This is a genomic window from Streptomyces humi, from assembly GCF_001005085.2.
Taxonomy (GTDB): Bacteria; Actinomycetota; Actinomycetes; order Streptomycetales; family Streptomycetaceae; genus Streptomyces; species Streptomyces humi.
The window spans coordinates 17,334-37,596 of sequence record NZ_LBMU02000049.1; the positions used below are offsets into that span (position 1 = coordinate 17,334).

General features: G+C 71.5%; 17 protein-coding genes. 10 read left to right on the forward strand and 7 right to left on the reverse strand.

Annotated features, from left to right (window positions below):
- Nucleotides 1–99 precede the first annotated feature (99 nt).
- Together AAW13_RS22805 and AAW13_RS22810 are read left to right on the forward strand one after the other, a co-directional pair.
- Nucleotides 100–480 carry a hypothetical protein gene (locus tag AAW13_RS22805; RefSeq protein WP_071659651.1) on the forward strand — a complete coding sequence of 127 codons (381 nt, stop codon included), beginning with the start codon at nucleotides 100–102 and terminating at the stop codon, nucleotides 478–480.
- A gap of 75 nt (nucleotides 481–555) precedes the next feature.
- Nucleotides 556–2,028 carry a DHA2 family efflux MFS transporter permease subunit gene (locus AAW13_RS22810; RefSeq protein WP_046729774.1) on the forward strand — a complete coding sequence of 491 codons (1,473 nt, stop codon included), beginning with the start codon at nucleotides 556–558 and terminating at the stop codon, nucleotides 2,026–2,028.
- A 37-nt stretch (nucleotides 2,029–2,065) separates the two neighbouring features.
- Here AAW13_RS22810 and AAW13_RS22815 read toward each other — a convergent pair whose 3' ends face one another.
- Nucleotides 2,066–3,136, reverse strand: a complete 1,071-nt coding sequence (locus AAW13_RS22815; RefSeq protein WP_046729775.1) for a DUF4331 family protein — start codon at nucleotides 3,134–3,136, stop codon at nucleotides 2,066–2,068.
- 38 nt (nucleotides 3,137–3,174) lie between these two features.
- On the opposite strand from AAW13_RS22815, the gene AAW13_RS22820 reads away from it, so the two are divergent.
- The 3 genes from AAW13_RS22820 (at nucleotide 3,175) to AAW13_RS22830 (ending at nucleotide 5,735) form a co-directional block, all read left to right on the forward strand.
- The gene (locus AAW13_RS22820) at nucleotides 3,175–3,606 is read left to right on the forward strand and encodes a tautomerase family protein (RefSeq protein ID WP_079178921.1); all 432 of its coding nucleotides are present in this window, start codon (nucleotides 3,175–3,177) and stop codon (nucleotides 3,604–3,606) included.
- A gap of 339 nt (nucleotides 3,607–3,945) precedes the next feature.
- Nucleotides 3,946–4,608, forward strand: a complete 663-nt coding sequence (locus AAW13_RS22825; RefSeq protein WP_046729776.1) for an RNA polymerase sigma factor — start codon at nucleotides 3,946–3,948, stop codon at nucleotides 4,606–4,608.
- Nucleotides 4,608–5,735: a hypothetical protein gene (locus AAW13_RS22830; RefSeq protein WP_046729777.1), complete on the forward strand. Its 1,128-nt coding sequence runs from the start codon at nucleotides 4,608–4,610 to the stop codon at nucleotides 5,733–5,735. Before AAW13_RS22825 ends, AAW13_RS22830 begins: the two co-directional genes overlap by 1 nt.
- A 231-nt stretch (nucleotides 5,736–5,966) precedes the next feature.
- On the opposite strand, the gene AAW13_RS22835 is transcribed toward AAW13_RS22830, so the two are convergent.
- The gene (locus tag AAW13_RS22835) at nucleotides 5,967–6,857 is read right to left on the reverse strand and encodes a L,D-transpeptidase family protein (RefSeq protein ID WP_046729778.1); all 891 of its coding nucleotides are present in this window, start codon (nucleotides 6,855–6,857) and stop codon (nucleotides 5,967–5,969) included.
- A gap of 95 nt (nucleotides 6,858–6,952) precedes the next feature.
- Here AAW13_RS22835 and AAW13_RS22840 point away from each other — a divergent pair, with 95 nt between their 5' ends.
- On the forward strand, nucleotides 6,953–8,533 hold the full coding sequence (locus AAW13_RS22840) for an acyl-CoA mutase large subunit family protein (RefSeq protein ID WP_046729779.1): 1,581 nt from the start codon (nucleotides 6,953–6,955) through the stop codon (nucleotides 8,531–8,533).
- Between the two features lie 45 nt (nucleotides 8,534–8,578).
- Nucleotides 8,579–9,232, forward strand: coding sequence for a leucine efflux protein LeuE (gene leuE, locus AAW13_RS22845; RefSeq protein WP_046729780.1), 654 nt, complete (start codon nucleotides 8,579–8,581; stop codon nucleotides 9,230–9,232).
- 85 nt (nucleotides 9,233–9,317) lie between these two features.
- Here the strand turns inward: leuE and AAW13_RS22850 are convergent, their stop codons facing one another.
- Nucleotides 9,318–10,697: an FAD-dependent monooxygenase gene (locus AAW13_RS22850; protein ID WP_046729781.1), complete on the reverse strand. Its 1,380-nt coding sequence runs from the start codon at nucleotides 10,695–10,697 to the stop codon at nucleotides 9,318–9,320.
- Nucleotides 10,698–10,768: 71 nt separating this feature from the next.
- On the opposite strand from AAW13_RS22850, the gene AAW13_RS22855 reads away from it, so the two are divergent.
- Nucleotides 10,769–11,419 carry a TetR/AcrR family transcriptional regulator C-terminal domain-containing protein gene (locus AAW13_RS22855; RefSeq protein WP_046729782.1) on the forward strand — a complete coding sequence of 217 codons (651 nt, stop codon included), beginning with the start codon at nucleotides 10,769–10,771 and terminating at the stop codon, nucleotides 11,417–11,419.
- Nucleotides 11,420–11,518: 99 nt separating this feature from the next.
- On the opposite strand, the gene AAW13_RS22860 is transcribed toward AAW13_RS22855, so the two are convergent.
- Nucleotides 11,519–12,430, reverse strand: a complete 912-nt coding sequence (locus tag AAW13_RS22860; protein WP_046729783.1) for a class I SAM-dependent methyltransferase — start codon at nucleotides 12,428–12,430, stop codon at nucleotides 11,519–11,521.
- Nucleotides 12,431–12,620: 190 nt separating this feature from the next.
- The gene (locus tag AAW13_RS22865; protein ID WP_071659652.1) at nucleotides 12,621–13,730 is read right to left on the reverse strand and encodes an acyltransferase family protein; all 1,110 of its coding nucleotides are present in this window, start codon (nucleotides 13,728–13,730) and stop codon (nucleotides 12,621–12,623) included.
- Between the two features lie 262 nt (nucleotides 13,731–13,992).
- On the opposite strand from AAW13_RS22865, the gene AAW13_RS22870 reads away from it, so the two are divergent.
- Nucleotides 13,993–15,453, forward strand: a complete 1,461-nt coding sequence (locus tag AAW13_RS22870; protein WP_046729784.1) for a glycosyltransferase family 29 protein — start codon at nucleotides 13,993–13,995, stop codon at nucleotides 15,451–15,453.
- Nucleotides 15,450–17,768, forward strand: a complete 2,319-nt coding sequence (locus tag AAW13_RS22875) for a glycosyltransferase (RefSeq protein WP_046729785.1) — start codon at nucleotides 15,450–15,452, stop codon at nucleotides 17,766–17,768. Before AAW13_RS22870 ends, AAW13_RS22875 begins: the two co-directional genes overlap by 4 nt.
- A gap of 133 nt (nucleotides 17,769–17,901) precedes the next feature.
- On the opposite strand, the gene AAW13_RS22880 is transcribed toward AAW13_RS22875, so the two are convergent.
- Complete coding sequence (locus AAW13_RS22880) at nucleotides 17,902–19,236, reverse strand: alpha-2,8-polysialyltransferase family protein (RefSeq protein ID WP_046729786.1); 1,335 nt, start codon at nucleotides 19,234–19,236, stop codon at nucleotides 17,902–17,904.
- Nucleotides 19,233–20,210, reverse strand: a complete 978-nt coding sequence (locus AAW13_RS22885; protein WP_046729787.1) for a glycosyltransferase family 2 protein — start codon at nucleotides 20,208–20,210, stop codon at nucleotides 19,233–19,235. The genes AAW13_RS22880 and AAW13_RS22885 overlap by 4 nt, the downstream gene beginning before the upstream one ends.
- Nucleotides 20,211–20,263 lie beyond the last annotated feature (53 nt).

Genomic DNA, 20,263 nt, shown 5'->3' on the forward strand with positions numbered 1-20,263 from the left:
GCGGACCTGCGGGGGTCCTGCACCGGTTGCCGGAACGCCCCGGATCCGGGTGACGAAAACGCCGCTGACCCCGCTCTCCCCTATGTGACAGCCCACTATGTGACAGCACAGCAGCAGACCAGGCCGCATGCCGCCGCCAAGCCGGTCCGGTGGGCGGCGGACGCGGTGGCCATGATGCGCGAGGGCGCGCGGGTCCGGCTCGACTACTCGGCGCAGAGCCTGTGGCGGGTCGACCGGCTGATCGAGGAGGTGCGCGTCGAGGGTGCGCCGTACGACGCGGTACGGGAGATGCTGCGCGGACTCGGCGCCTACGCCGGTGAGGTGATCGCCCGTCAGTCCGGCGCCGAGTGGTGGGCGTCCGGCGGTGACCACTGGATCCGCACCCCCGACGGCCGGCTCTGGGATCCGATCGACGAGGCCCGGCGCTGTTACGGCGGCGACGGTTCGCTGCGGCTGCTGTGCCGGGACGCCGTGAGGTAGCGCGACTTCGGCAAAAACAACGTAATAAGAGACGCGGGCGTTCCCAAGTAGGGCGCGGAGTAGCACGATTGGCGTATGGCCGACAACCGACGCTGGTGGGCTCTGGTCGTCATCGCACTGGCCCAGCTGATGGTCGTGCTCGACATGACCATCGTCAACATCGCGCTTCCCTCCGCCCAGGTCGCCCTGCACATGTCGGACGGCAACCGGCAGTGGGTGATCACCGCCTACACGCTCGCCTTCGGCGGGCTGCTGCTGCTCGGCGGCCGGATCGCCGACCTGGCCGGGCGCAAGCCCGCGTTCATGACCGGCCTGCTCGGCTTCGCCGCAGCCTCCGCGCTGGGCGGCGCCGCGGTCAACCAGGGCATGCTGTTCGGCGCGCGGGCGCTCCAGGGCGTGTTCGCCGCGCTGCTCGCCCCGGCCGCGCTCTCGCTGCTCGCGACCACGTTCACCGACCCCAAGGAACGCGGGAAGGCGTTCGGCATCTTCGGCGCGATCATCGGCGCCGGTGCCGCGGTCGGGCTGCTCGCGGGCGGCTTCCTCACCCAGTACCTGGACTGGCGCTGGTGCCTGTACGTCAACGTGCCGATCGCGCTGGTCGCCTTCGCCGGCGCCTATGTGCTGCTGTCCGGCGGCGGCCGGCACCCCGACGCCCGGCTCGACGTGCCCGGCGCGCTGCTCGGCTCCGCCGGGATGCTCGCCCTGGTCTACGGCTTCTCCGAGGCGGAGTCCCGGGGATGGGGCGACGCCCTGGTCCTGGCGCTCCTGATCGGCGGGGTGGTCCTGCTCGGCCTCTTCGGGCTCTGGCAGACCCGCGCCCGGGTGCCGCTGCTCCCGATGACCGTCGTACGCGACCGGCAGCGCGTCGGCGCCTTCCTCACCGTGCTGCTGGTGACCATCGGCATGTTCGGCGTCTTCCTCTTCCTGACGTACTACATGCAACGCGTCCTCGGCTACTCGCCCGTGAAGACCGGCGTCGCCTACCTCCCCATCACCGTCGGCATGGTCACCGGCTCCACGCAGGTCGCCGCCCGGCTGCTGCACCGGGTCCCGCCCCGCCTGCTGATGGTCCCCGGACTGCTGCTGGCGGCGGGGGCGCTCGCGCTGATAGCCCAGGTCGGGGTCGAGCCCGCGTACGCCTCGCACATCCTGCCCGGGATGCTGATGCTCGGCCTCGGCATGGGCACGGCGATGATGACCTCCGTCTCGCTGGCCACCGGCGGGGTCGCGGCCCGCGACTCGGGCGCCGCCTCCGCCACCTTCAACACCGCGCAACAGGTGGGCGGTTCGATCGGTACGGCGCTGCTCAACACGATCGCCGCGAGCGTCACCACCCGGTACGCCACCGCCCATGCCGCGAGCATCCCGAACCGGGCGCTGCTGGAGGCCAGAGCCGCGGTGCACGGCTTCAACGTGGCCACCTGGTGGGCGATGGCGGCGCTGCTGCTGGGCGCGCTGATCGCCGGAGTGGTCGTGAACGCGGACCGGGCGCCCACCGCGCAGGCCGCGCAGGAACGGACACCCGAACCGGTGGACTCGGCCACCTGACGGGCCGTGCGCCGACGGCCACGCGGAGGCCGGACGATCACCGGTCCGCGGCCGGCCGGGCGGCCGGTGCGACATAGGGGAAGGCGTCGGTCGGGCGGGCGGTGACGCAGTCCTTGGTCAGGCCGGCGTCGAAGGGGGTGTTGGTGACGAGGCTGAACATCACGTCGACCACGTTGTCGGTGAGGGTGCGGCCGTTGCAGCCGGCGAAGCCGTACCCGGCCGGGCTGCCGACACGGTAGGGCAGGACATCGGGGAAGAGGAAGGCGGTCACCGCCTCCCCGTAGGAGCGCGGGTTCTCGGCCGTGCCGTAGGCGGCCACGACATCGGCGATCCGGCGGGCTGTCAAGTCGGAGTACAGCTCCTCGTCCTGGTCGGGCCGCGTGGAGTTGTAGCGGTCGCCGAGCTCCGGGTCGTGCTGGCTGAAGACCGGGTGGAACATCGGGTGGCCGGCGCGCTGGATCTGCCGCCAGCCCCCGGCGTCGGTGGCCAGGACGCTCACCGCCCAGACGCCGAGGGCGGGAGCGCCGCCGGTGTGCCGCAGCAGTTCCTCGTCGGGGACCTCCAGGACGAGGGAGTGCACGGTCTGCCCGGCGAACACGTTGGCGGCCTTGCCGCGGTCCCAGCCGGACAGGTCCGCGCGCTCGCCGTGGCCGAAGGCCTCGCCGACGGCGGCCAGCACGTCGTGGTCGATCCAGAACGGGTCGCCGGCGCGGCCGGCCCAGACCCGCTCTCCGGCACGTCCGGCGACCTCCGCGCCGGTGCCGCCGGTGACGCCGGTGACGCCGGTGGCGATCTCGGTGCCGGTGGCGTGGTCGTCGCGCGAGTTGTCGCCGGTCAGCCGGTGCAGGGCCCAGGGCTGTGCGCCGGCCGGGCCGGGCTCGCCGAAGGTGAAGCGGTAGACGACGTCCTGGCGGGCGTCGGCGTCGGCGTCGATCCGGAACTCGTAGCGGCCCTCGCGGTGGAAGCCCTGCGGGGCGTCGGGGCCGGTGATGGAGTTGTTGACGTTCAGCACGAACACGGTGCCGCGCTCGCCGCGGAAGACGTAGAGGTCGGTGATGTCGAGCCGGACGTCCTGGCGGGCGGCGGGCGAGTCGAGGTGGTGCGACATGAGGGTTCCTCAGCCGGTGGGTCCGGACCGGATCGCCGGTGCCGCCGGAGCGGCGGCATGGCACGAGCCTCGATCGGGCCCGGCGCCCGTGTCGTGAGCAGTTCTGCTCAAGCGGTACCCGGGCGATCGCCGACGCGGCCCACCAGGCGATCGTGGACGTGCTGGCCATCCCCGAACGGGACCGGTTCCAGATCGTCACCGAGCACGACGCCGACCACGTCATCGCCCTGGACGCCGGCCTCGGCTTCGAGCGGACCCGCGGGCTCGTCATGATCCAGATCTTCACCCAGTCGGGGCGCACCACCGAGGTCAAGCAACGGCTCTTCAGTACCGTCGCCGCCCGGCTGGAACCCCTCGGGGTCCCCGGTGAGGACGTCTTCGTCAACATCTTCGAGAACGGCCCCCAGGACTGGTCCTTCGCCTTCGGGCGCGCCCAGTACATCGAGGGCGACCTGGCCATCCCCGGCTGACCTCTCCGTCACACCGAAGCAACGGCCGGGGCCGCCACCCCCCACAGGAGAGGCCCCGGCCGTCGCGCGGCACGGACCGCGCGGCGGCCCGTACTCTGTTCAGCGCCTTGACTGCGTTTTCTGTCACACCCCACGGCGTCACGAGTTAGTTGCATCTTGTACGGACGTGGACGACGAGCGGTTTCAGTGCGTAACGTGCAGTTCGCGCCGGGCCGCGGAGGACGCATGACCACCGCAACCATCTGCGTCCCGACTACCGCAACCATTAATTGAGGAACCACGACGGCCAGGACCACGACCGCGAGAGCGGCGCCGGTCCGGGCGCAAAGTAGGTATCGGGTGCTGGGGGACGACGCGGAGTTGACCGCCGCGGTGCGTGCTGCACAGGACGGAGACGAAACCGCGTTCCGTGTCGTCTACCGCGCGGTGCAGCCCCGCCTGCTCGGATACGTCCGAACGCTGGTCGGTGACCCGGACGCCGAGGACGTCGCCTCCGAGGCCTGGCTCCAGATCGCCCGTGACCTCGACCGGTTCAGCGGCGACGCGGACCGCTTCCGCGGCTGGGCCGCGCGGATCGCCCGCAACCGTGCCCTCGACCACATACGGATGCGCGGCCGCCGCCCCGCGATCGGCGGCGACGAGACGGAACTGACCGGCCGGGCCGCCGACTCCGACACCGCCGACGAGGCCATCGAGGCGCTCACCACCGACTCCACCCTCTCCCTGATCGCGCGGCTGCCCCAGGACCAGGCCGAGGCGGTCGTGCTCCGGGTCGTGATGGGCCTGGACGCCAAGACCGCCGCCGACACCCTCGGCAAACGCGCCGGTGCCGTCCGGACGGCGGCGCACCGGGGGCTGCGTAGACTCGCCGAACTCCTCGGCGCGGACCCCGAGGGGGCGGGCGTCCTCGACGCCCTTCCGCCGCAGCGAGAACCGAAAGATCGTGCGGTGACGTCCGCCAGTGTGACGCATACGCGTTCGCGGACGCAGAAGGACATGTGATGGCCGACGAGCAGTACAAGTGGCTGAACCGGACGACGGCGGAACGTCTGCTGCGCGGTGAGTCGCTCGAAGCCGTCGATGAATCCGCCCGTGACCAGGCAGAACGTCTTGCCGGGACGCTCGGTGCGCTCTCCGCGCGGTGCACGCCGGCCGCCGCCGAACTCCCCGGCGAGGAGGCGGCGCTGGCTGCGTTCCGCAAAGCGCGCGAATCCGCCGAGGACGAGCGGGTCGCGGTGGCTTCTCGATCCGGCGGCACTGACAGGACCGGCAGCACCGGCGGCACCGACAGGACCGGCAGGACCGGGCAGAGCGGCGACGCGGGTCTCTTCCGCCTCGGTGCCGGCTCCCGCGCGTCCGCTGCCGCCCGCTCGTCCCGGGCTTCGCACTGGGCCCGGCCCGCGCGCCTCGGCCTCGCCGCCGCGCTGACCGTCGGCATGCTCGGCGGGGTCGCGGTGGCCGCCGGCACCGGGGTACTGCCCACCCCGTTCCGCGACGACCGTCCCGGGCCGGCCGCCTCCGTCTCCACCGCCGGCACCACCCAGCGCCCGCAGGGCTCGCCCTCGCCCGAGTCCCTGCTCGGCGGCGAGAGCGACGCACCCCGGTCAGGCGAGCCGTCCAACGGTTCCGGGCAGCCCTCGCCCGGGGCGTCCGGCAGGTCGAAGGAACGGGACACCGGTTCCGCGGGCACGCCGAGGAACGGCTGGAGCGGTGCGCTCGCCTCCTGCCGTGCCGTGCGGAACGGCACCTCCCTGGACGCCGGCCGCAGACGCGCCCTGGAGCGGTTCGCGGGCGGTGCCGGGCGCATCGACAAGTTCTGCGCGGCCGTCCTCGACACCGGGGAGAACGGCGGCAAGGGCGCGGCGGGCGACGGCAAGGGCGGCCCCGGCGCCCAGGGCGATCAAGGCGGCCAGGGCGATCAGGGCGGCCAGAGCGGTCAAGGCGGTCAGGGCGACGGCAACGGACAGGGCGGTGCCGGTGACGGCCGGCCCGGCCGGGGCGATGGTGCCGGCGGCGGTGGCAACGACCCCCGCCAGGACGGCGTGGCCACCCCCGCCCCGACGGCGTTCGTGCCCCTGGCGCCGAACCGGCCCGTCAGCGTGCCCTCCCCGACGTACAGCGCTCTCTGACCGACGTACAGCGCTCTCTGACCGCTGACCTGCGGTTTTGAAAGTCGCTGAACTTTTTTCCCGCAGGGTGTGACGTTTTCGGAGCAGGCGGCGCAGTACTGAGTGAGCCGACTGGTCATCGGCCGTCGCACAGAGCCGGGGTTCCCCCCGTACCTGCGGCTCGTGCATTGGCGCGGGCGGGACACGTTCCCCCGGTCCCGCCCGCGCCCCGAACCTCTCCGGTCCCGCGCCTCACCAGTAGACGACGACCTTGTCGCCGCCGCGTACCTGCGCGAACAGGTCCGCGATCGCCGCCTCGTCCCGTACGTTCACGCACCCGTGCGAGCCGCCCGCGTACCCGCGGGCCGCGAAGTCGTACGAGTAGTGCACCGCCTGGCCGCCGCTGAAGAACAGCGCGTACGGCATCGGGGAGTGGTAGAGCGTCGAGACGTGGTGGCGGGACTTCCAGTAGACGTGGAACACGCCCTCCCGGGTCGGGGTGTACTGCGCCCCGAACCGCACCGACATCGTGGACACCGTCCGCCCGTCGATCATCCAGCGCAGCGTCCGGCTGGTCTTGCTGATGCACAGCACCCGCCCGGTCAGGCACCGCGGGTCCGGCGCGGCGGCCGGCTGACCGCCCATCAGGTACAGCTCCCACTTCCCCGGCCGGTGCGTCATCCCCACCAGCCGCCGCCAGGTCACCGCGTCGGTCTCACCCGTCCGGGGCAGCCCGCGCTTTCCCTGGAACCCCTTGACGGCCTCCGTCGTGAGGTCGTCGTACGTCCCGGTGGGACCGTCGTACAGCCAGCCGACCTGGCGCAGCCGGGCCTGGAGGCCGCGGACGCCGGTGCCGGTGTCGCCGCGCGTGTACACGATGTGCGGCGGCACCGTCTCGACGGCGGACGGGGTGGGCGCGGCGGCCGGCGTGGTCGCCGGGGCCGGTGCGGTGCGGTCCGGTGCCGCCGTGCCGGCCGGCGTGCTGGGCGGAAGCTCGATGTGGACGGGCGAGTGCCCCTTGCCGTTGCCGTCCGGCGGCTGCACGGTGCATCCGCACAGGGCCGCCAGCCCGGCGAGTACGGCGGCCGAGGCGAGCGCGACGGCGGGCCGCCCGACGATCCCTGAGTACCCCGAGACCTTCATGCCGTGGATGCTTCCCCGCGTGACCGCCGCCGAACAAGGGGGCATGGTGGGAAGGGCCGGAGGCATCGGCCGGCCTGTCGCGGAGGTCACCCGCCATGACCCGAGAGTCGGAGTCCGGACTGCCCGTCGAGCCCGTCTACGGCCCGGCGGCCCTGGCGGGCTGGGACCCGGCCCGCCAGCTGGGCGACCCGGGGTCGTACCCCTTCACCCGGGGCGTCCACCCGACGATGTACACCGGCCGGCCCTGGACGATGCGCCAGTACGCCGGTTTCGGCACGGCGGCCGAGTCCAACGCCCGCTACCGGCAGCTGATCGCCCACGGGACCACCGGGCTGTCCGTCGCCTTCGACCTGCCCACCCAGATGGGCCACGACTCCGACGCGCCCCTCGCGCACGGCGAGGTCGGCAAGGTGGGGGTGGCGGTCGACTCGGTCGAGGACATGCGGGTGCTGTTCGACCGGATCCCGCTGGACCGGGTCTCGACGTCGATGACGATCAACGCCCCCGCCGCCGTGCTGCTCCTGCTGTACCAGCTGGTCGCGGAGGAGCAGGGGGTGGCGGCGGCCGCGCTGACCGGGACCGTCCAGAACGACGTGCTGAAGGAGTACATCGCGCGCGGCACCTACATCTTCCCGCCCCAGCCGTCGCTGCGGCTGACCGCGGACGTCTTCCGGTACTGCCGGGCGGAGATCCCGAGGTGGAACACCATCTCCATCTCCGGCTACCACATGGCCGAGGCCGGCGCGTCCCCCGTGCAGGAGATCGCCTTCACGCTCGCCGACGGCGTCGAGTACGTGCGCACGGCGATCGCGGCCGGGATGGACGTCGACGACTTCGCACCCCGCCTGTCCTTCTTCTTCGTGGCCCGGACGACCCTCTTGGAGGAGGTCGCCAAGTTCCGTGCGGCGCGCCGGATCTGGGCCCGGGTGATGCGGGAGGAGTTCGGCGCGCGCAACCCCAGGTCGCGGATGCTGCGCTTCCACACGCAGACGGCGGGCGTCCAGCTGACGGCCCAGCAGCCGGAGGTGAACCTGGTCCGGGTGGCGGTCCAGGCGCTGGCCGCGGTCCTCGGCGGCACCCAGTCCCTGCACACCAACGCCTTCGACGAGGCGATCGCGCTGCCCACCGACCGGAGCGCGCGGCTGGCCCTGCGCACCCAGCAGGTGCTGGCCCACGAGACGGACCTGACCGCGACCGTGGACCCCTTCGCCGGTTCGTACGCCGTGGAGCGGATGACGGACGACGTCGAGGAGGCGGCCCTGGGGCTGATGCGGCGGGTCGAGGAACTGGGCGGTGCGGTGGGCGCGATCGAGCGCGGCTTCCAGAAGGCCGAGATCGAGCGCAACGCCTACCGCATCGCCCAGGAGACGGACGCGGGCGACCGGGTGGTGGTCGGCGTCAACCGCTTCCACCTCGACGAGGAGGAACCCTACGAACCGCTCCGCGTGGATCCGGCCGTCGAGTCCCGCCAGGCGGACCGCCTGCGGAGACTGCGCGCCGGACGCGACCGGACGGCCGTCACCGTCGCCCTGGACGCTCTGCGGCGGACCGCCGAGGGCGAGGGCAACGTCCTCCACCCGATGAAGGAGGCGCTGCGCGCCCGGGCGACGGTCGGCGAGGTGTGCGACGCACTGCGTTCGGTGTGGGGCGTGCACGTCCCCGTCGACGCCTTCTGACCGGCGGCGGAGGCGTCTTCGTACCCCCGTGCGACACTGCTTCCCATGTTCGGTGTCATCGATCTCCCCACCTACCTGGCAGGACTCGTCCTGATCGTCCTGCTGCCCGGGCCCAACTCGCTGTACGTGCTGTCCGTCGCCGCCCGGCAGGGGGTGCGGGCCGGTTACACGGCCGCCGCGGGGGTGTGGTGCGGGGACACCGTGCTGATGACGCTGTCGGCGGCCGGGGTGGCCTCGCTGCTCCAGGCGAACGCCGTGCTGTTCGGGATCGTCAAGTACGCGGGCGCCGGTTACCTGACGTGGCTCGCGGTCGGCATGCTGCGGGCGGCCCTGCGGATGTGGCGGACCCGGAAGCTGCGCGTGGCGCCGGAAGCGGTGCCGGCCGCCGCGCCCGGACCGGAGCGGCCCTACCGGCGGGCCCTGGTGATCAGCCTCTTCAACCCCAAGGCGATCCTGTTCTTCGTCGCCTTCTTCGTGCAGTTCGTGGACCCGGGGTACGCCTATCCGGCGCTGTCCTTCGTCGTCCTCGGCGCCTTCGCCCAGGTGGCCAGCTTCCTCTACCTCAGCGCCCTGATCTTCAGCGGCACCAGGCTGGCCGACGCGTTCCGGCGGCGCAAGCGGCTGTCGGCGACGGCCACCTCGGCGGCCGGCGTGCTGTTCCTCGGCTTCGCGGTCAAGCTGACGCTGGCCAGCGCCTGAGCCGCACTCCGCGGTCCTCCCCGCCCGAGGGCGTGTCGCGAAGGTCCCGCCTGCCTCGCGTCACCAACCTGTCCGGACAGCACACCTAGGCGGCGTCGAGGGCCCCGGTGCGCCGCGCGTACTCGCGCAGCCCGTCGGCCGTGTCGCCGGCCCAGCCGACGTAGCCGTCCGGACGGACCAGGAAGATTCCCGGACCGTACGACTCCGGGGCCGGCCGGCCGCCGAAGCCCTCGACCGGTGCCGGACTCAGCAGCGTCCAGTGCGGGCCCCGGAACGCGTCGAACATCCGCACCCCGGCCGCGTCGCGCCCGTCGGGCGCGCGGTCGCCCGCCCGCACCGGGCCCGGGTCGGTCCGGGTCTCCTCCGACAGCGACGACTCCCGGTAGCCCAGTCCCAGCTGGACCGTCGCCTCCCCGCGCCGCACCTCGCCCCGGTGGACGCCGGTCGTGAGGTCCAGCATCGCGGCGGCGTTCGCGCGGCGCTCCTCCTCGTAGGTGTCGAGGAGCGTGTCCGCGGCCCGGCCGGCGAGCACCGCGCCCAGTTTCCAGCCCAGGTTGTAGGCGTCCTGGATGCTGGTGTTCAGGCCCTGCCCGCCGGCCGGCGAGTGCACGTGGGCCGCGTCTCCGGCGAGCAGGACCCGGTCCACCCGGAACCGGTCGGCCAGGGCGGCCCGGGGCCGGAAGTCGGAGGCCCAGCGCAGCTCGGTGACGTCCGACGGGTCGAGATGGCTGTACGTCGAGACCAGCCGCCGTATCCCCGCCAGGGACAGCTCGGGCCGGGTGCCCTCCGGGAGCTTCGCGCCCAGCTGGAAGTCCTCGGTGCCGGCCAGCGGGCACAGCGCCACGCCGGTCCCGTCGTCGCCGGCGAAGGTGTGCCAGTGGTCCCGGTCGAGGCCCCTGACCCGCAGGTCGGCCACCAGGAACGGGTTCGGGTCCACCGGCTCGCCGGTCATCCCGACGCCGACCGCCCGCCGTACGGCCGACCGCCCGCCGTCGGCCGCCACCAGGTACCGGGCCCGGACGGCCGTGCCGTCGGCGAAGCGGGCGGTCACCCCGTCCGCGTCCTGCGCCACGTCCGTGACCGCGTGCCCGAACTCCACCCGGCCGCCCAGCTCCCGCAGCCGTGCGTACAGCACCTCCTGCGTCCGCCACTGCGCGACCATCAGCGGCTCGTTGTACGGCGCCCCCTCGTCCGCCGGGACCTCGTCGAACATCGGCTCCGTCGCGACCCGCTCGCCGTTCTTCCAGAGCAGCCGGGGCGGGTAGAGCCCGCCGGCCGCGCGGATCGCGTCGCGCACCCCTAGGTCGTCGAAGACCTCCTGGGTGCGGGGCTGGATCCCCTTGCCCCGGGAGCCCGGGAACAGCTTCTCGCCGGCCTCCACGACGAGCGCGTCCACCCCGCGCCGGGCGAGGTCGATGCCGAGGGCGAGTCCGGTCGGCCCCGCGCCCACGATCAGAACATCCATCACATTTCTCCTTAACGCCGTTAAGTGCCGTCGACGCCAAGGCTGCCCTTAACGCTGTTAAGCTGTCAAGTGTGAGTACGGAACGACGCGCGCCCCTCGACCGCAGGCGGGTCGCCGACACGGCCCTGCGCCTGCTGAACGAGGCCGGCCTGGACGGCCTGACCCTGCGCGCCATCGCCCGCGAACTGGACGTCAAGGCGCCGGCCCTCTACTGGCACTTCAAGGACAAGCAGGCGCTGCTCGACGAGATGGCGACCGAGATGTACCGCCGGATGGTCGCGGGCCGGGTGCTGGACCCCGCCGACACCTGGCAGGACCGCCTGCGCGCGGTGGGCCGGGGACTGCGCACGGCCCTGCTCGGCTACCGCGACGGCGCCAAGGTCTACAGCGGCTCACGTTTCACGGGCATCGACCACGCCCACGAGCAGGAGGCGAACCTGCGCGTCCTGACGGAGGCGGGCTTCACGCTGGCCCAGGCGGTGGCGGCGGGCCGCACGGTGCACGCCTACACCATCGGCTTCGTCACCGAGGAGCAGGGCGTGGAGCCCCTCCCGGGGGAGCGCCGGGAGGGCTACGACATGACGGAACGCGCCCGCCTGCTGGCCGACTTCCCACTCTCGGCGGCGGCGGGCGAAGAGATCTTCACCCACTACACCGACCACTTCGACGAGGGCCTGGAGCTGGTGATCGCCGGTATCGGCGTGCGCTACATGGCCTCGTGAGTGCGGCGCGCCCGCAGGGGCGCGAGGAACCGCGCGACCGGCCACCACGAAACCCGCAGCCGCCCGCGACGGAACGCCCGACCCCTCCTGGGCGCTGCGCTACCTCATCGCCTTCCGTATCGCCCGCGTCAGCACCGGCGGCAGCAGATCGACAGCCACCCGCCGCACCCGGCTCCGCCGCCGCGCCACCGCCGGCACCGCCGGCACCACGGAGACCGGCGCTTCCACCGGAGGTGCCGGCGCGTCCGCGTACCGCGACAACGGGAACTCCGGCGCGGCCATCCCCTTCGACTTCAGCCGGATGATCTGGTGCCCCGCCGCCTCCTGCGTGCTCAGGTGGCAGTCGGTCCGCCCCCGGACCATCTCGATCAGCTCCTCCCGTACCGGCCCGGGGTCGCCCCACGTCCCGTACAGCTTCTGGGTGCTGATGCAGATCGGGCGCAGGTCCCCGTTGAGGACCGCCTCCCACGTGGCTATGGAGACGCCCGGCGTGTGCTCGGAGCGGAAGTCGTCGAGGACCACGATCCCGTCCGGCAGCAGCAGTTCGCGCGCCGCCGCTATGTCCCCGTGCACGTGCTCGTACAGGTGTGACGCGTCGACGTGCACGAACCGGCAGGAGCGGGGCGGGACTTCGTCCGGCACGAGGGAGCTGGGCCCCTGGAGCACCCGGGGGAGTTCGTCGTGGAAGGCGAGGTAGTTCTCCTCGAACACGCGCCGGGTGAGCTTGCTGTACGACTTCGTGGACTCGGCGCGGTTCGCGTCGTCGGGCGCGTCGCCCTCGAAGAGGTCGCACACGGTGAACCCGTCGCCGGGCCGCAGGTGCCGCCCGGTGAAGATCGCGCTCTTGCCCATGTAGACCCCGACCTCCAGGAGGTCGCCGCGCATGCCGGAGGTCTCCTGGCGGCTCAGGAACCAGTCGAAGAGCAGCTGGTCGAGCACGGGGAACCAACCGGGGACGTCGTCGAGACGGCGGGGCAGTCGGGTCGGGGTCGTTTCCTGGGTGGTGGCCATACGGAGGAGGCACTCCCTCGATACGCGATCGGCAGCCTGTGGAAATCCTGCGCGACACCTGTGCGTCCGCGCGGTCTCCACGGTGCCTGCCCGCCGTACCGCTGCGAAACCAACGGAGAGATGAACGGCGGGCCAAGTTCGCCTCACGTTAACGAAGGGTGAATTCGAGCGGAATCGCGAGTTCCCGGAATCACGAGTTCTTCAATGCCCTCTTCAATTTCGGTCCGAACGGTGTCTCCACGAAGCGGTGAATCAGCCAGGCCAGTCCCAGCATCGTGAGCACGGTCAGCGCGAGGGTGGGCCACGGCGGCAGGCCCCAGCCGCGGTGCAGCACCCGGATCGCGAACCACCCGAGGTGTTCGTGGACCAGGTAGAAGGGGTACGTCAGCGCCCCGGCCGTGGTCAGCCAGGGCCAGGCCGCCCACCGGGTCCAGCCGGCGGCCACCGCCGCCACCGCGGCGTACGCCAGGGTGACGACCAGCATCGTGACGTAGGGGTCGCGGGGGGCTCCGGGGTGCCACAACCCCTCGGTGGCCATGCGCAGTCCGAGGATCCAGGAGAGCGCCACGATGCCCCAGGGCAGGGCCTGGTTGCCGAAGCGGTGGACCAGGTAGAGGGCCAGGCCGCCGATGAAGTACGGGGCGTACCCGGGCATGACGACCAGCTCGGTCCAGGGGCCGCCGGCCGCGGTGGAGAGCACGGTGGCCAGCGTCCACACCGAGCAGAACAGCACCACCCTGCGGTAGGTGACCCCCGGCAGGACGACGGTCAGGGCGAACAGGGCGTAGAAGCGGACCTCGACCCACAGGGTCCAGCAGACGCCGAGGACGCGGGGTGCGCCCATCGGCTGCTGGAGCATCGTCAGGTTGACCAGGAACTCGTCGAGCCGGACCGCGTGGACGACGGCGGGCAGGACCAGGGACGCGCCGGTGACCAGCAACAGGGCGACCCAGTAGGCGGGGTAGAGGCGGGCGACGCGGGAGCGGAAGAAGTCGCCGAGCGAGCGGCCCCAACTGCTCATGCAGATCACGAAACCGCTGATGACGAAGAAGAACTCGACGCCGAGGCAGCCGTAGACGGCCGCCCGGGACAGGGTCGGGAAGACGTGGGCGGGGTTCTGGTGCCAGGACGCGGAGACGACTCCGCCGCGGCCGGCGTAGTGGTAGAGGCAGACCATCAGGGCGGCCAGCAGCCGCAGTCCGTCGAGGGCGAGAAGCCGGGGGCGGGGCCGTCCGGGCGGGGCCGGGGCGAGGGCGATCCGCGCAGGCGGGGGCGCCGTTGTGGGGGAGGCGAGAGACATGGTCCGAGACGCCTACCCGGGGCCGGGCGGTTAATCATCCGATCTGTTCGCGCTGTCGCCGGGACGTGGGAAGCCCCATACCGTCACCTGGGCGAATCATAGGAAGGCCGCGGTGAACCTCCTAACCATTCTCTTACCAGTCGGGATTCGTTAACCATATGGTCGTTTTGGCTTCCTAGTTTCTCCATCCATCCCCCCGGTGCGGGTCACCTCACCACACACAGCGATTACACAAGCTTTGCTTGGCAAAATCAGGAGAGCTATGACGAGGGTCCAGAACAGGCGGGCACCTGCGCGCGGAGGGGAGCTGGACGACTGCCTGCATGCCTGCGCCGTGCACAGCGGCAAAGTGGTCGGCAGCCTCGACCGGCGTCGCGCCGAACTCGCCGAGCAGCTGCGCAAGCTGCTCGTGGTCGTCGCCACGGAAGGCACCACCGCCCCCGCACCCGCCCCGGCCGGCGGTGCGACCGCCCTGCTGAAGCGGGCCGTGAAGGGCGCCACGTCCCCGTCCGGAGGCATCAACAACGACCTGCTGGACGCTCTGCTCGCGGTCGCCAACAAGGCCCTGGAGTGCGGCTACAACGACGAGCTGAACCTCGCGCTGGTGATCAGCGACACCGTGCTCGCCCAGCGCAGGAACTCCCGCGCCGGCTGGCGGCTGCGCGCCCGCATCCTGGAGGCGCTCGGCGAGGAGAGCGAGGCCGTCGAGGCCTACGAGCGCTACCTCGAACTCACCGCCGACGACGGCTTCGGCGTCGCCAACCGGATCAGCGGACTGCGTCGCGCCGGTGAACGCGAGAACGAACTCCTGGCCCTCCTCCAGCGCCAGGTGCCCACCGCCACCGAGCACACCGCCGCGCCCGCCACCGCCACCTGGGCCGAGGGACTCGCCCTCCAGGCCGCCGGCGACTGGCAGGCCGCCGAGCCCCGCCTGGTCGGCGCCCTGCTCGCGCTCACCGCGGACGAGGCCCCGGTGAACGACCGGCAGGAACTGCTCAGCCAGTACCTGGACCTGCGGCTCGCCGAGGGCGACGACGCCGGGCTCACCGAGGTCGTCGCGCTCTACGCCGAGCAGCGCCGCGTCCGGATGCGCGGACCGGTCGCCGACCCGACCGTCGACGGCGTGCAGTGGCTCAGCCTCGGCGAGTTCCGCAACCAGATCGCCGGCAAGTCCGTCTGCCTGATCGCCAACTCCGGCCGGGTGGGCACCGGCGGCATCGGCAAGCAGATCGACGACTACGACCTGGTCGTGCGCTTCAACTCGTACAAGATCGACCCGAAGCACACCGGTGAGCGCACCGACATCCACGTCAGCATCCACAAGCACGCCTTCAACTGGGAGAAGCCGGTGACCACCCGGCTGGTCTTCGGCGGCGTCTCCGGCGACTGGAAGCACTCGCTGCGCAACAAGCTGGTGCCCGGCGCGCAGAAGTTCCTCGGCGACGAGTCGCTGCGCTGGCCGATGCGCAACATCGGGCAGATCAGCACCGAGACCTGGTCGGGCATCCCGACCTCCGGGTTCAACATGCTGTGGCTGCTGGACTTCCTGGACGTCAGCCCGACCCTGGACCTGATCGGCTTCGACTTCTACGAGAGCGGCGCGTACCGCGTGCAGGAGGCCATGAAGCTGGCCATCACCTCCGTGCACGAATACACCAGCGAGAAGGCATGGGTCATGCAGCGGGCCCAGAGCGTGACCGACATGAGGATCTCCCTGCGATGACGACCACCTTCACCCCGGCGACCCCGAACACGGACGCGAGCGCCCTCACCAAGAAGCGCCGGGTCGCCTTCGCGTCCTACGTGGACGAGAACTACCTGCCCGGCTTCCTGGTCCTGCTGCGCAGCCTCGCCCTGTCCAACCCCGGCGTCTGCGAGGACTTCGTCGTCCTCTACGACGACCTGCGCCCGGCCTCCATAGCGAAGATCCGCGCCCTGCACCCGCGCATCGTGCTGCGCCGCGTGAACGACACGCACTACGACTCGTACGTCAAGGGCGACCAGGACAACTACCTGGTCCGCAAGGCGTACTTCATCCTCGACATCTTCCGGCTGCGCGACTACGACACCGTGATCACCCTGGACACCGACATGGTGGTCCTCGGCGGTCTCGGCGAGCTCCTGGAGCTCCGCGAGGGTCTCGCGGCCGTCCCGCAGTTCTTCTACGGGCAGCACAAGCTGAACTCCGGTCTCCTGGTGATCCAGAAGGAGTACCTGTCCGACGAGTTCTGCGCGAAGATCGACAAGACCGGGCGCAGCGGCGAGTACGAGCTCGACAAGCACGACCAGGGCATCCTGAACGCCGTCCTGGACGGCGACTTCGTCCGCCTCGACGCCAAGTACAACTTCGTCAAGCGGCGGCTCTCCGGCGACCTCCCGGTCCCCGAGGACACGAAGATCCTGCACTTCACCGGGCGGCACAAGCCCTGGCAGGGCGGCGAGGCCGGCTACGCGCAGGCCGAGGAGCGCTGGCGCGGGTTCGAGCTGACCGACGCCGAGTTCCACGCGGCCTACTTCGCCTCCTCCGGCGGCCTCCACCACGACCTGGTCGTCCACTTCGGCACCCCGCACGTCAAGCGCACCGGGGACGTCGAGATCGCCCGCAAGGTGGCCGCCGCGCACATCGCGGCCGGCGACTACCAGGACGCCGTCGACACCATGAGCAGCGTCCGCGTCCCGCTGGACGAGGCCTGGCCGCACGAGGTGCTCGGCCACGCCCTGATGAGCGTCTCCCGCTACGAGGAGGCCAAGACGCAGCTGCTGCTCGCCACCGCCGCCCCCAACCGGGCCGCCACCGCCTTCGCGCGGCTCGCCCAGATCGCCTGGGTGCACGGCGACAACACCGAGGCCCTCAGGTACGCCACCGCCGGGCTCACCGTCGACCCCACGCACCGCTCCAGCCGCCTGTGGGCGCAGCGCGCCGCCGCCGTCCCCTCCCAGGAGCAGGGCAGCGCCGAGGACCAGCTGGCGCACGTCGCCTTCTACATGGACCGGCAGGGCAACGCGGGCGACAAGCTCCTCCCGGAGACCGTCCGGCTCGGCTTCGGCCCGGACACCACCTCCCGGCGCTGGCACTCCGTGCACGCCCACCGGTACTTCGACAGGGCGGCCGTGGAGCGGGTCAACGCCCGCCGGGGCCTGGTCATCGGCGGCGGCGGGCTGTTCATCCCGGACACCATGCCCAACGGCAACAGCGCCTGGCAGTGGAACGTCCCGGACGAGCACCTGCGCGCCATCGACGTCCCGATCATGATCTACGCGGTCGGCTTCAACGCCTTCGACGGCCAGTCATACCGGGCCCAGCGGTTCAACGAGAGCCTGCGGCTGCTGGTGGAGAAGTCCTCCTTCTTCGGCCTGCGCAACCACGGTTCCATCGCCAAGGTGCGCGGCATGCTCCCGCCCGAACTCCAGGACAAGGTCGTCTTCCAGCCCTGTCCGACCACCGTCATGCGGCAGCTGGTGGCCGGCTGGACCGACCCGGCGTACCGCGAGGACACGGTCATGCTCAACGCGGCCTACGACCGCGCGGGGCTGCGCTTCGGCCACGACTACGGGCACTTCCTCGCGGAGATGGCCAAGGCGGTCCGCAAGATCGGCGAGCACACCGAGGTCAAGTGCGTCGCGCACTCCCTCGACGACGAGAAGATCGCCTTCGACCTGCGCCGTGAGCACGGCATCTCGCTGCCGGTGATCCCGATGTACGACTTCTCCAACGACGAGATCCGCGAGACGTACGCCAAGACCCGCCTGGTCATCGGCATGCGCGGACACGCCGGCATGATCCCGTTCGGGGTCGGCACCCCGATCGTCTCGCTGATCTCGCACCCGAAGATGGCGTACTTCCTGAACGACATCGAGCGGCCCGAGTGGGGTGTCTCGGTCCACGAGCGCGACCTCGGCGAGATCCTCGCCGAGCGCGCGATCGGCATCCTCGACAACCACAGCCGCACGGTCGCCGACGTCCACGACCGGCAGGAACAGCTCTGGAAGGTCACCGAGGAGAACCGCGCCACGATCAGGAAGATCCTGGGCAGGTGACGCCGAAGGGGCGGGCCCGGTGATCCGGACCCGCCCCTGACCGGCGGCGCAGCCGCCGTCCGGGGGCGCGGGGAACTGCGCGACAAGCCACGATGGAGTCGCAGACGACATGACACGGCGTTCCCCGCGGAACCTACTTCCGCACGACCCGCCGCAGATTACGTGCCTTGCGGGCCATCCGCCGCACGGTCGCGTTGCGCGGCAGGAACGCCAGCTGCGCCGGCACCCCGCCGGGCAGCCCCAGCGAGGTCAGGCGCTTGCGCTTGAAGTAACGGATGGTGCGGTCGTTCAGATGCCTGCTCAGGTAGCGCTCGGTCCCGGCGCGCAGCTGCGGGTAGATCTTCGGCTGCATCGCGAAGCCCACCGCGCGGATCAGCTCGCCGAGCGCCTCGACGCTCATGCCGGAACGCTGCTCCTCGACCGCCTTGCGGTCGGAGAGCTCGGGCACCAGCGCGTCGACGACGGTGACCGGGACCCGGTTGCTGTTCTCGTACGGCGTGAGCTTGTCGAGGAGCGTGTCGGTGCCGACCCGGGCGGTCGGCAGGCCGTACAGCGCGGACGCGGTGAGCAGCGCGGTGGAGAAGCAGCCGACGACCAGGGCCGGGCGCATCCGCTGGTAGAGCACCTCGGCGAGGACCGTGGTGTCCAGGACCGTGAGCTCCACCCCGAGCTTCTCGGCCTCCTGCTCCAGGGTCCGGGCGAACCGGGCCGGGGCGGAGGGGTGCGGCTTGAAGACGACCTTGGTGTGGCCGAGTCCGACCGCGCCCTTCAACATCCGCACGTGCAGGTTCTCCTCCTGCGCGGGGGTGAGGATGTCGAGGGCCGAGAGGTACTGGCCGAGCAGCAGGGCCGGTTCCTCGATGCCGGGCAGTCCGTCACCGCTGGGCGCGAGTTCGGCCAGCACCTTGGTGAAGGCCGCGGTGGGCACCACCTCGCCGTCGACGCCGAACTCGGTGAGCAGCAGCGGCTTCAGACCCGGCACCAGGTCCAGGTGCAGGACCCGGTCCACCCGGGTGCCGACCAGCGGGTCGATCTTGTTGCGGGTCGGGCCGTAGCTCATCAGGCCGTCGGCGTAGACCGTGACCGGGGCGCCGGTGAAGATCTGGGTGAGGCTGAGCGAGGGGTTCACCTGGATCGACTCGACGGCGAACTCCACGTCGTCGTCGCCCAGTTGCCACTCGTGACGCAGGAAGCGTTCCCAGAGCGGGAAGTCCTCCACGCGCGGTGCCCAGCCGCCCGGATGGAACGGGAAGATCGTCTCGTTGTACGAGATCACGTCGTCGAAGCGGTCGCGCAGCCGCTCGAAGCCGGGCGCCTCGTCCAGGCCCGGGGTGGTCTCGGGGGTCGCCGCGTTGTTGCAGACCAGCAGGATGCGCCGGTCGGCCGGGCGGAAGGCGCCGGAGTCCAGGGCGGCCGCGAGGGTGGCGGTGCCGTAGAGGGTGGACGCCTGGAAGATCTGGGTGGTCACGCGGCGGCTCCCGCGGTGGCGGGACGGCGGCGCAGCCGGCGCAGCTTGGTGGCGCGCTGGAGGTCCATCGAGTCCAGGGCCTCGTCCAGCACGTCCTGCGGCATGCGCCGCAGCGCGGCGGCACTCATGGATTTCAGCTTCTTCGCCACCGCGGGCTCGAACCTTTCGATGGATCCCAGGTGATGGGAAATGATGGCGCAATACGTACGGACGGCCTTCGGCAGAAGTTCCTTCGCGTCGGCGTCCTGTGCGGTTTCCTCGATCACCTGGTCGAACGCGCGAATGAAATCGAGCTGACGGACGTCACCGATCTGCGTGAGTGACGAGGCTACGCCACGCCGGTAGAAGACGCCGAGCAGGTTCACCGCCGCGAAGGACTCGGCCTCCCGGTGCAGTTTCCAGATCCACGGCCGGTCCTCGGCCGTCCGCAGTCCGTCCGTGAAATGCACGAGTCCCTTGTCCACCAGACGACGGTGGTAGACACCCGCCCACGCGTAGGCGTAGTCGACGGAGGTGGACCGGTCGGCGGGCAGGATGGCGTCCCGCGGGTTCATCACGACGTTCCGCCGGCCGACCGGCACCCGGGTCACGAGCCGGGCCCGCGCGGTGCACTGCACATGGTCGGTACGGACGAAGTCGCAGCCCAGCGACTCGATCGCGGCCACCAGGTCCGGGTAGTAGCCCGGTGCGAGCCAGTCGTCCCCGTCCAGGAAGGTCACGTACTCGCCGCGCGCCCTGTCGATGCCCGTGTTGCGCGCGGTGGCCAGACCTCCGTTCTGTTCGTGTCTGACATGGACCGCGCCTGGCAGCTCGCGCTCTGCTCGCGCGAGAATCTCTGGCGTCCCGTCGGTCGAGCAGTCGTCGACGAGAATGAATTCGAAGTCCTCACGCGCGTTCGCACGCAGGCTCCTCAGGGTGTCGGGCGCGTATTGCTGCACGTTGTAGAACGGCACGATGACGGAGAGCTTGACCACGTGAGGGACGTTAGAGGAGACCCCGTCGTGCGTCTTGACTCCAGCCTTGATAC

What these genes read in the sequence shown, in the direction of transcription:
- AAW13_RS22810 (WP_046729774.1), top strand. Translation starts at nt 556, where the DNA reads ATGGCCGACAACCGACGCTGGTGGGCTCTGGTCGTCATCGCACTGGCC.
- AAW13_RS22815 (WP_046729775.1), bottom strand. Translation starts at nt 3,136, where the DNA reads ATGTCGCACCACCTCGACTCGCCCGCCGCCCGCCAGGACGTCCGGCTC.
- AAW13_RS22830 (WP_046729777.1), top strand. Translation starts at nt 4,608, where the DNA reads ATGGCCGACGAGCAGTACAAGTGGCTGAACCGGACGACGGCGGAACGT.
- AAW13_RS22835 (WP_046729778.1), bottom strand. Translation starts at nt 6,857, where the DNA reads ATGAAGGTCTCGGGGTACTCAGGGATCGTCGGGCGGCCCGCCGTCGCG.
- AAW13_RS22840 (WP_046729779.1), top strand. Translation starts at nt 6,953, where the DNA reads ATGACCCGAGAGTCGGAGTCCGGACTGCCCGTCGAGCCCGTCTACGGC.
- leuE (WP_046729780.1), top strand. Translation starts at nt 8,579, where the DNA reads ATGTTCGGTGTCATCGATCTCCCCACCTACCTGGCAGGACTCGTCCTG.
- AAW13_RS22850 (WP_046729781.1), bottom strand. Translation starts at nt 10,697, where the DNA reads ATGGATGTTCTGATCGTGGGCGCGGGGCCGACCGGACTCGCCCTCGGC.
- AAW13_RS22860 (WP_046729783.1), bottom strand. Translation starts at nt 12,430, where the DNA reads ATGGCCACCACCCAGGAAACGACCCCGACCCGACTGCCCCGCCGTCTC.
- AAW13_RS22865 (WP_071659652.1), bottom strand. Translation starts at nt 13,730, where the DNA reads ATGTCTCTCGCCTCCCCCACAACGGCGCCCCCGCCTGCGCGGATCGCC.
- AAW13_RS22870 (WP_046729784.1), top strand. Translation starts at nt 13,993, where the DNA reads ATGACGAGGGTCCAGAACAGGCGGGCACCTGCGCGCGGAGGGGAGCTG.
- AAW13_RS22875 (WP_046729785.1), top strand. Translation starts at nt 15,450, where the DNA reads ATGACGACCACCTTCACCCCGGCGACCCCGAACACGGACGCGAGCGCC.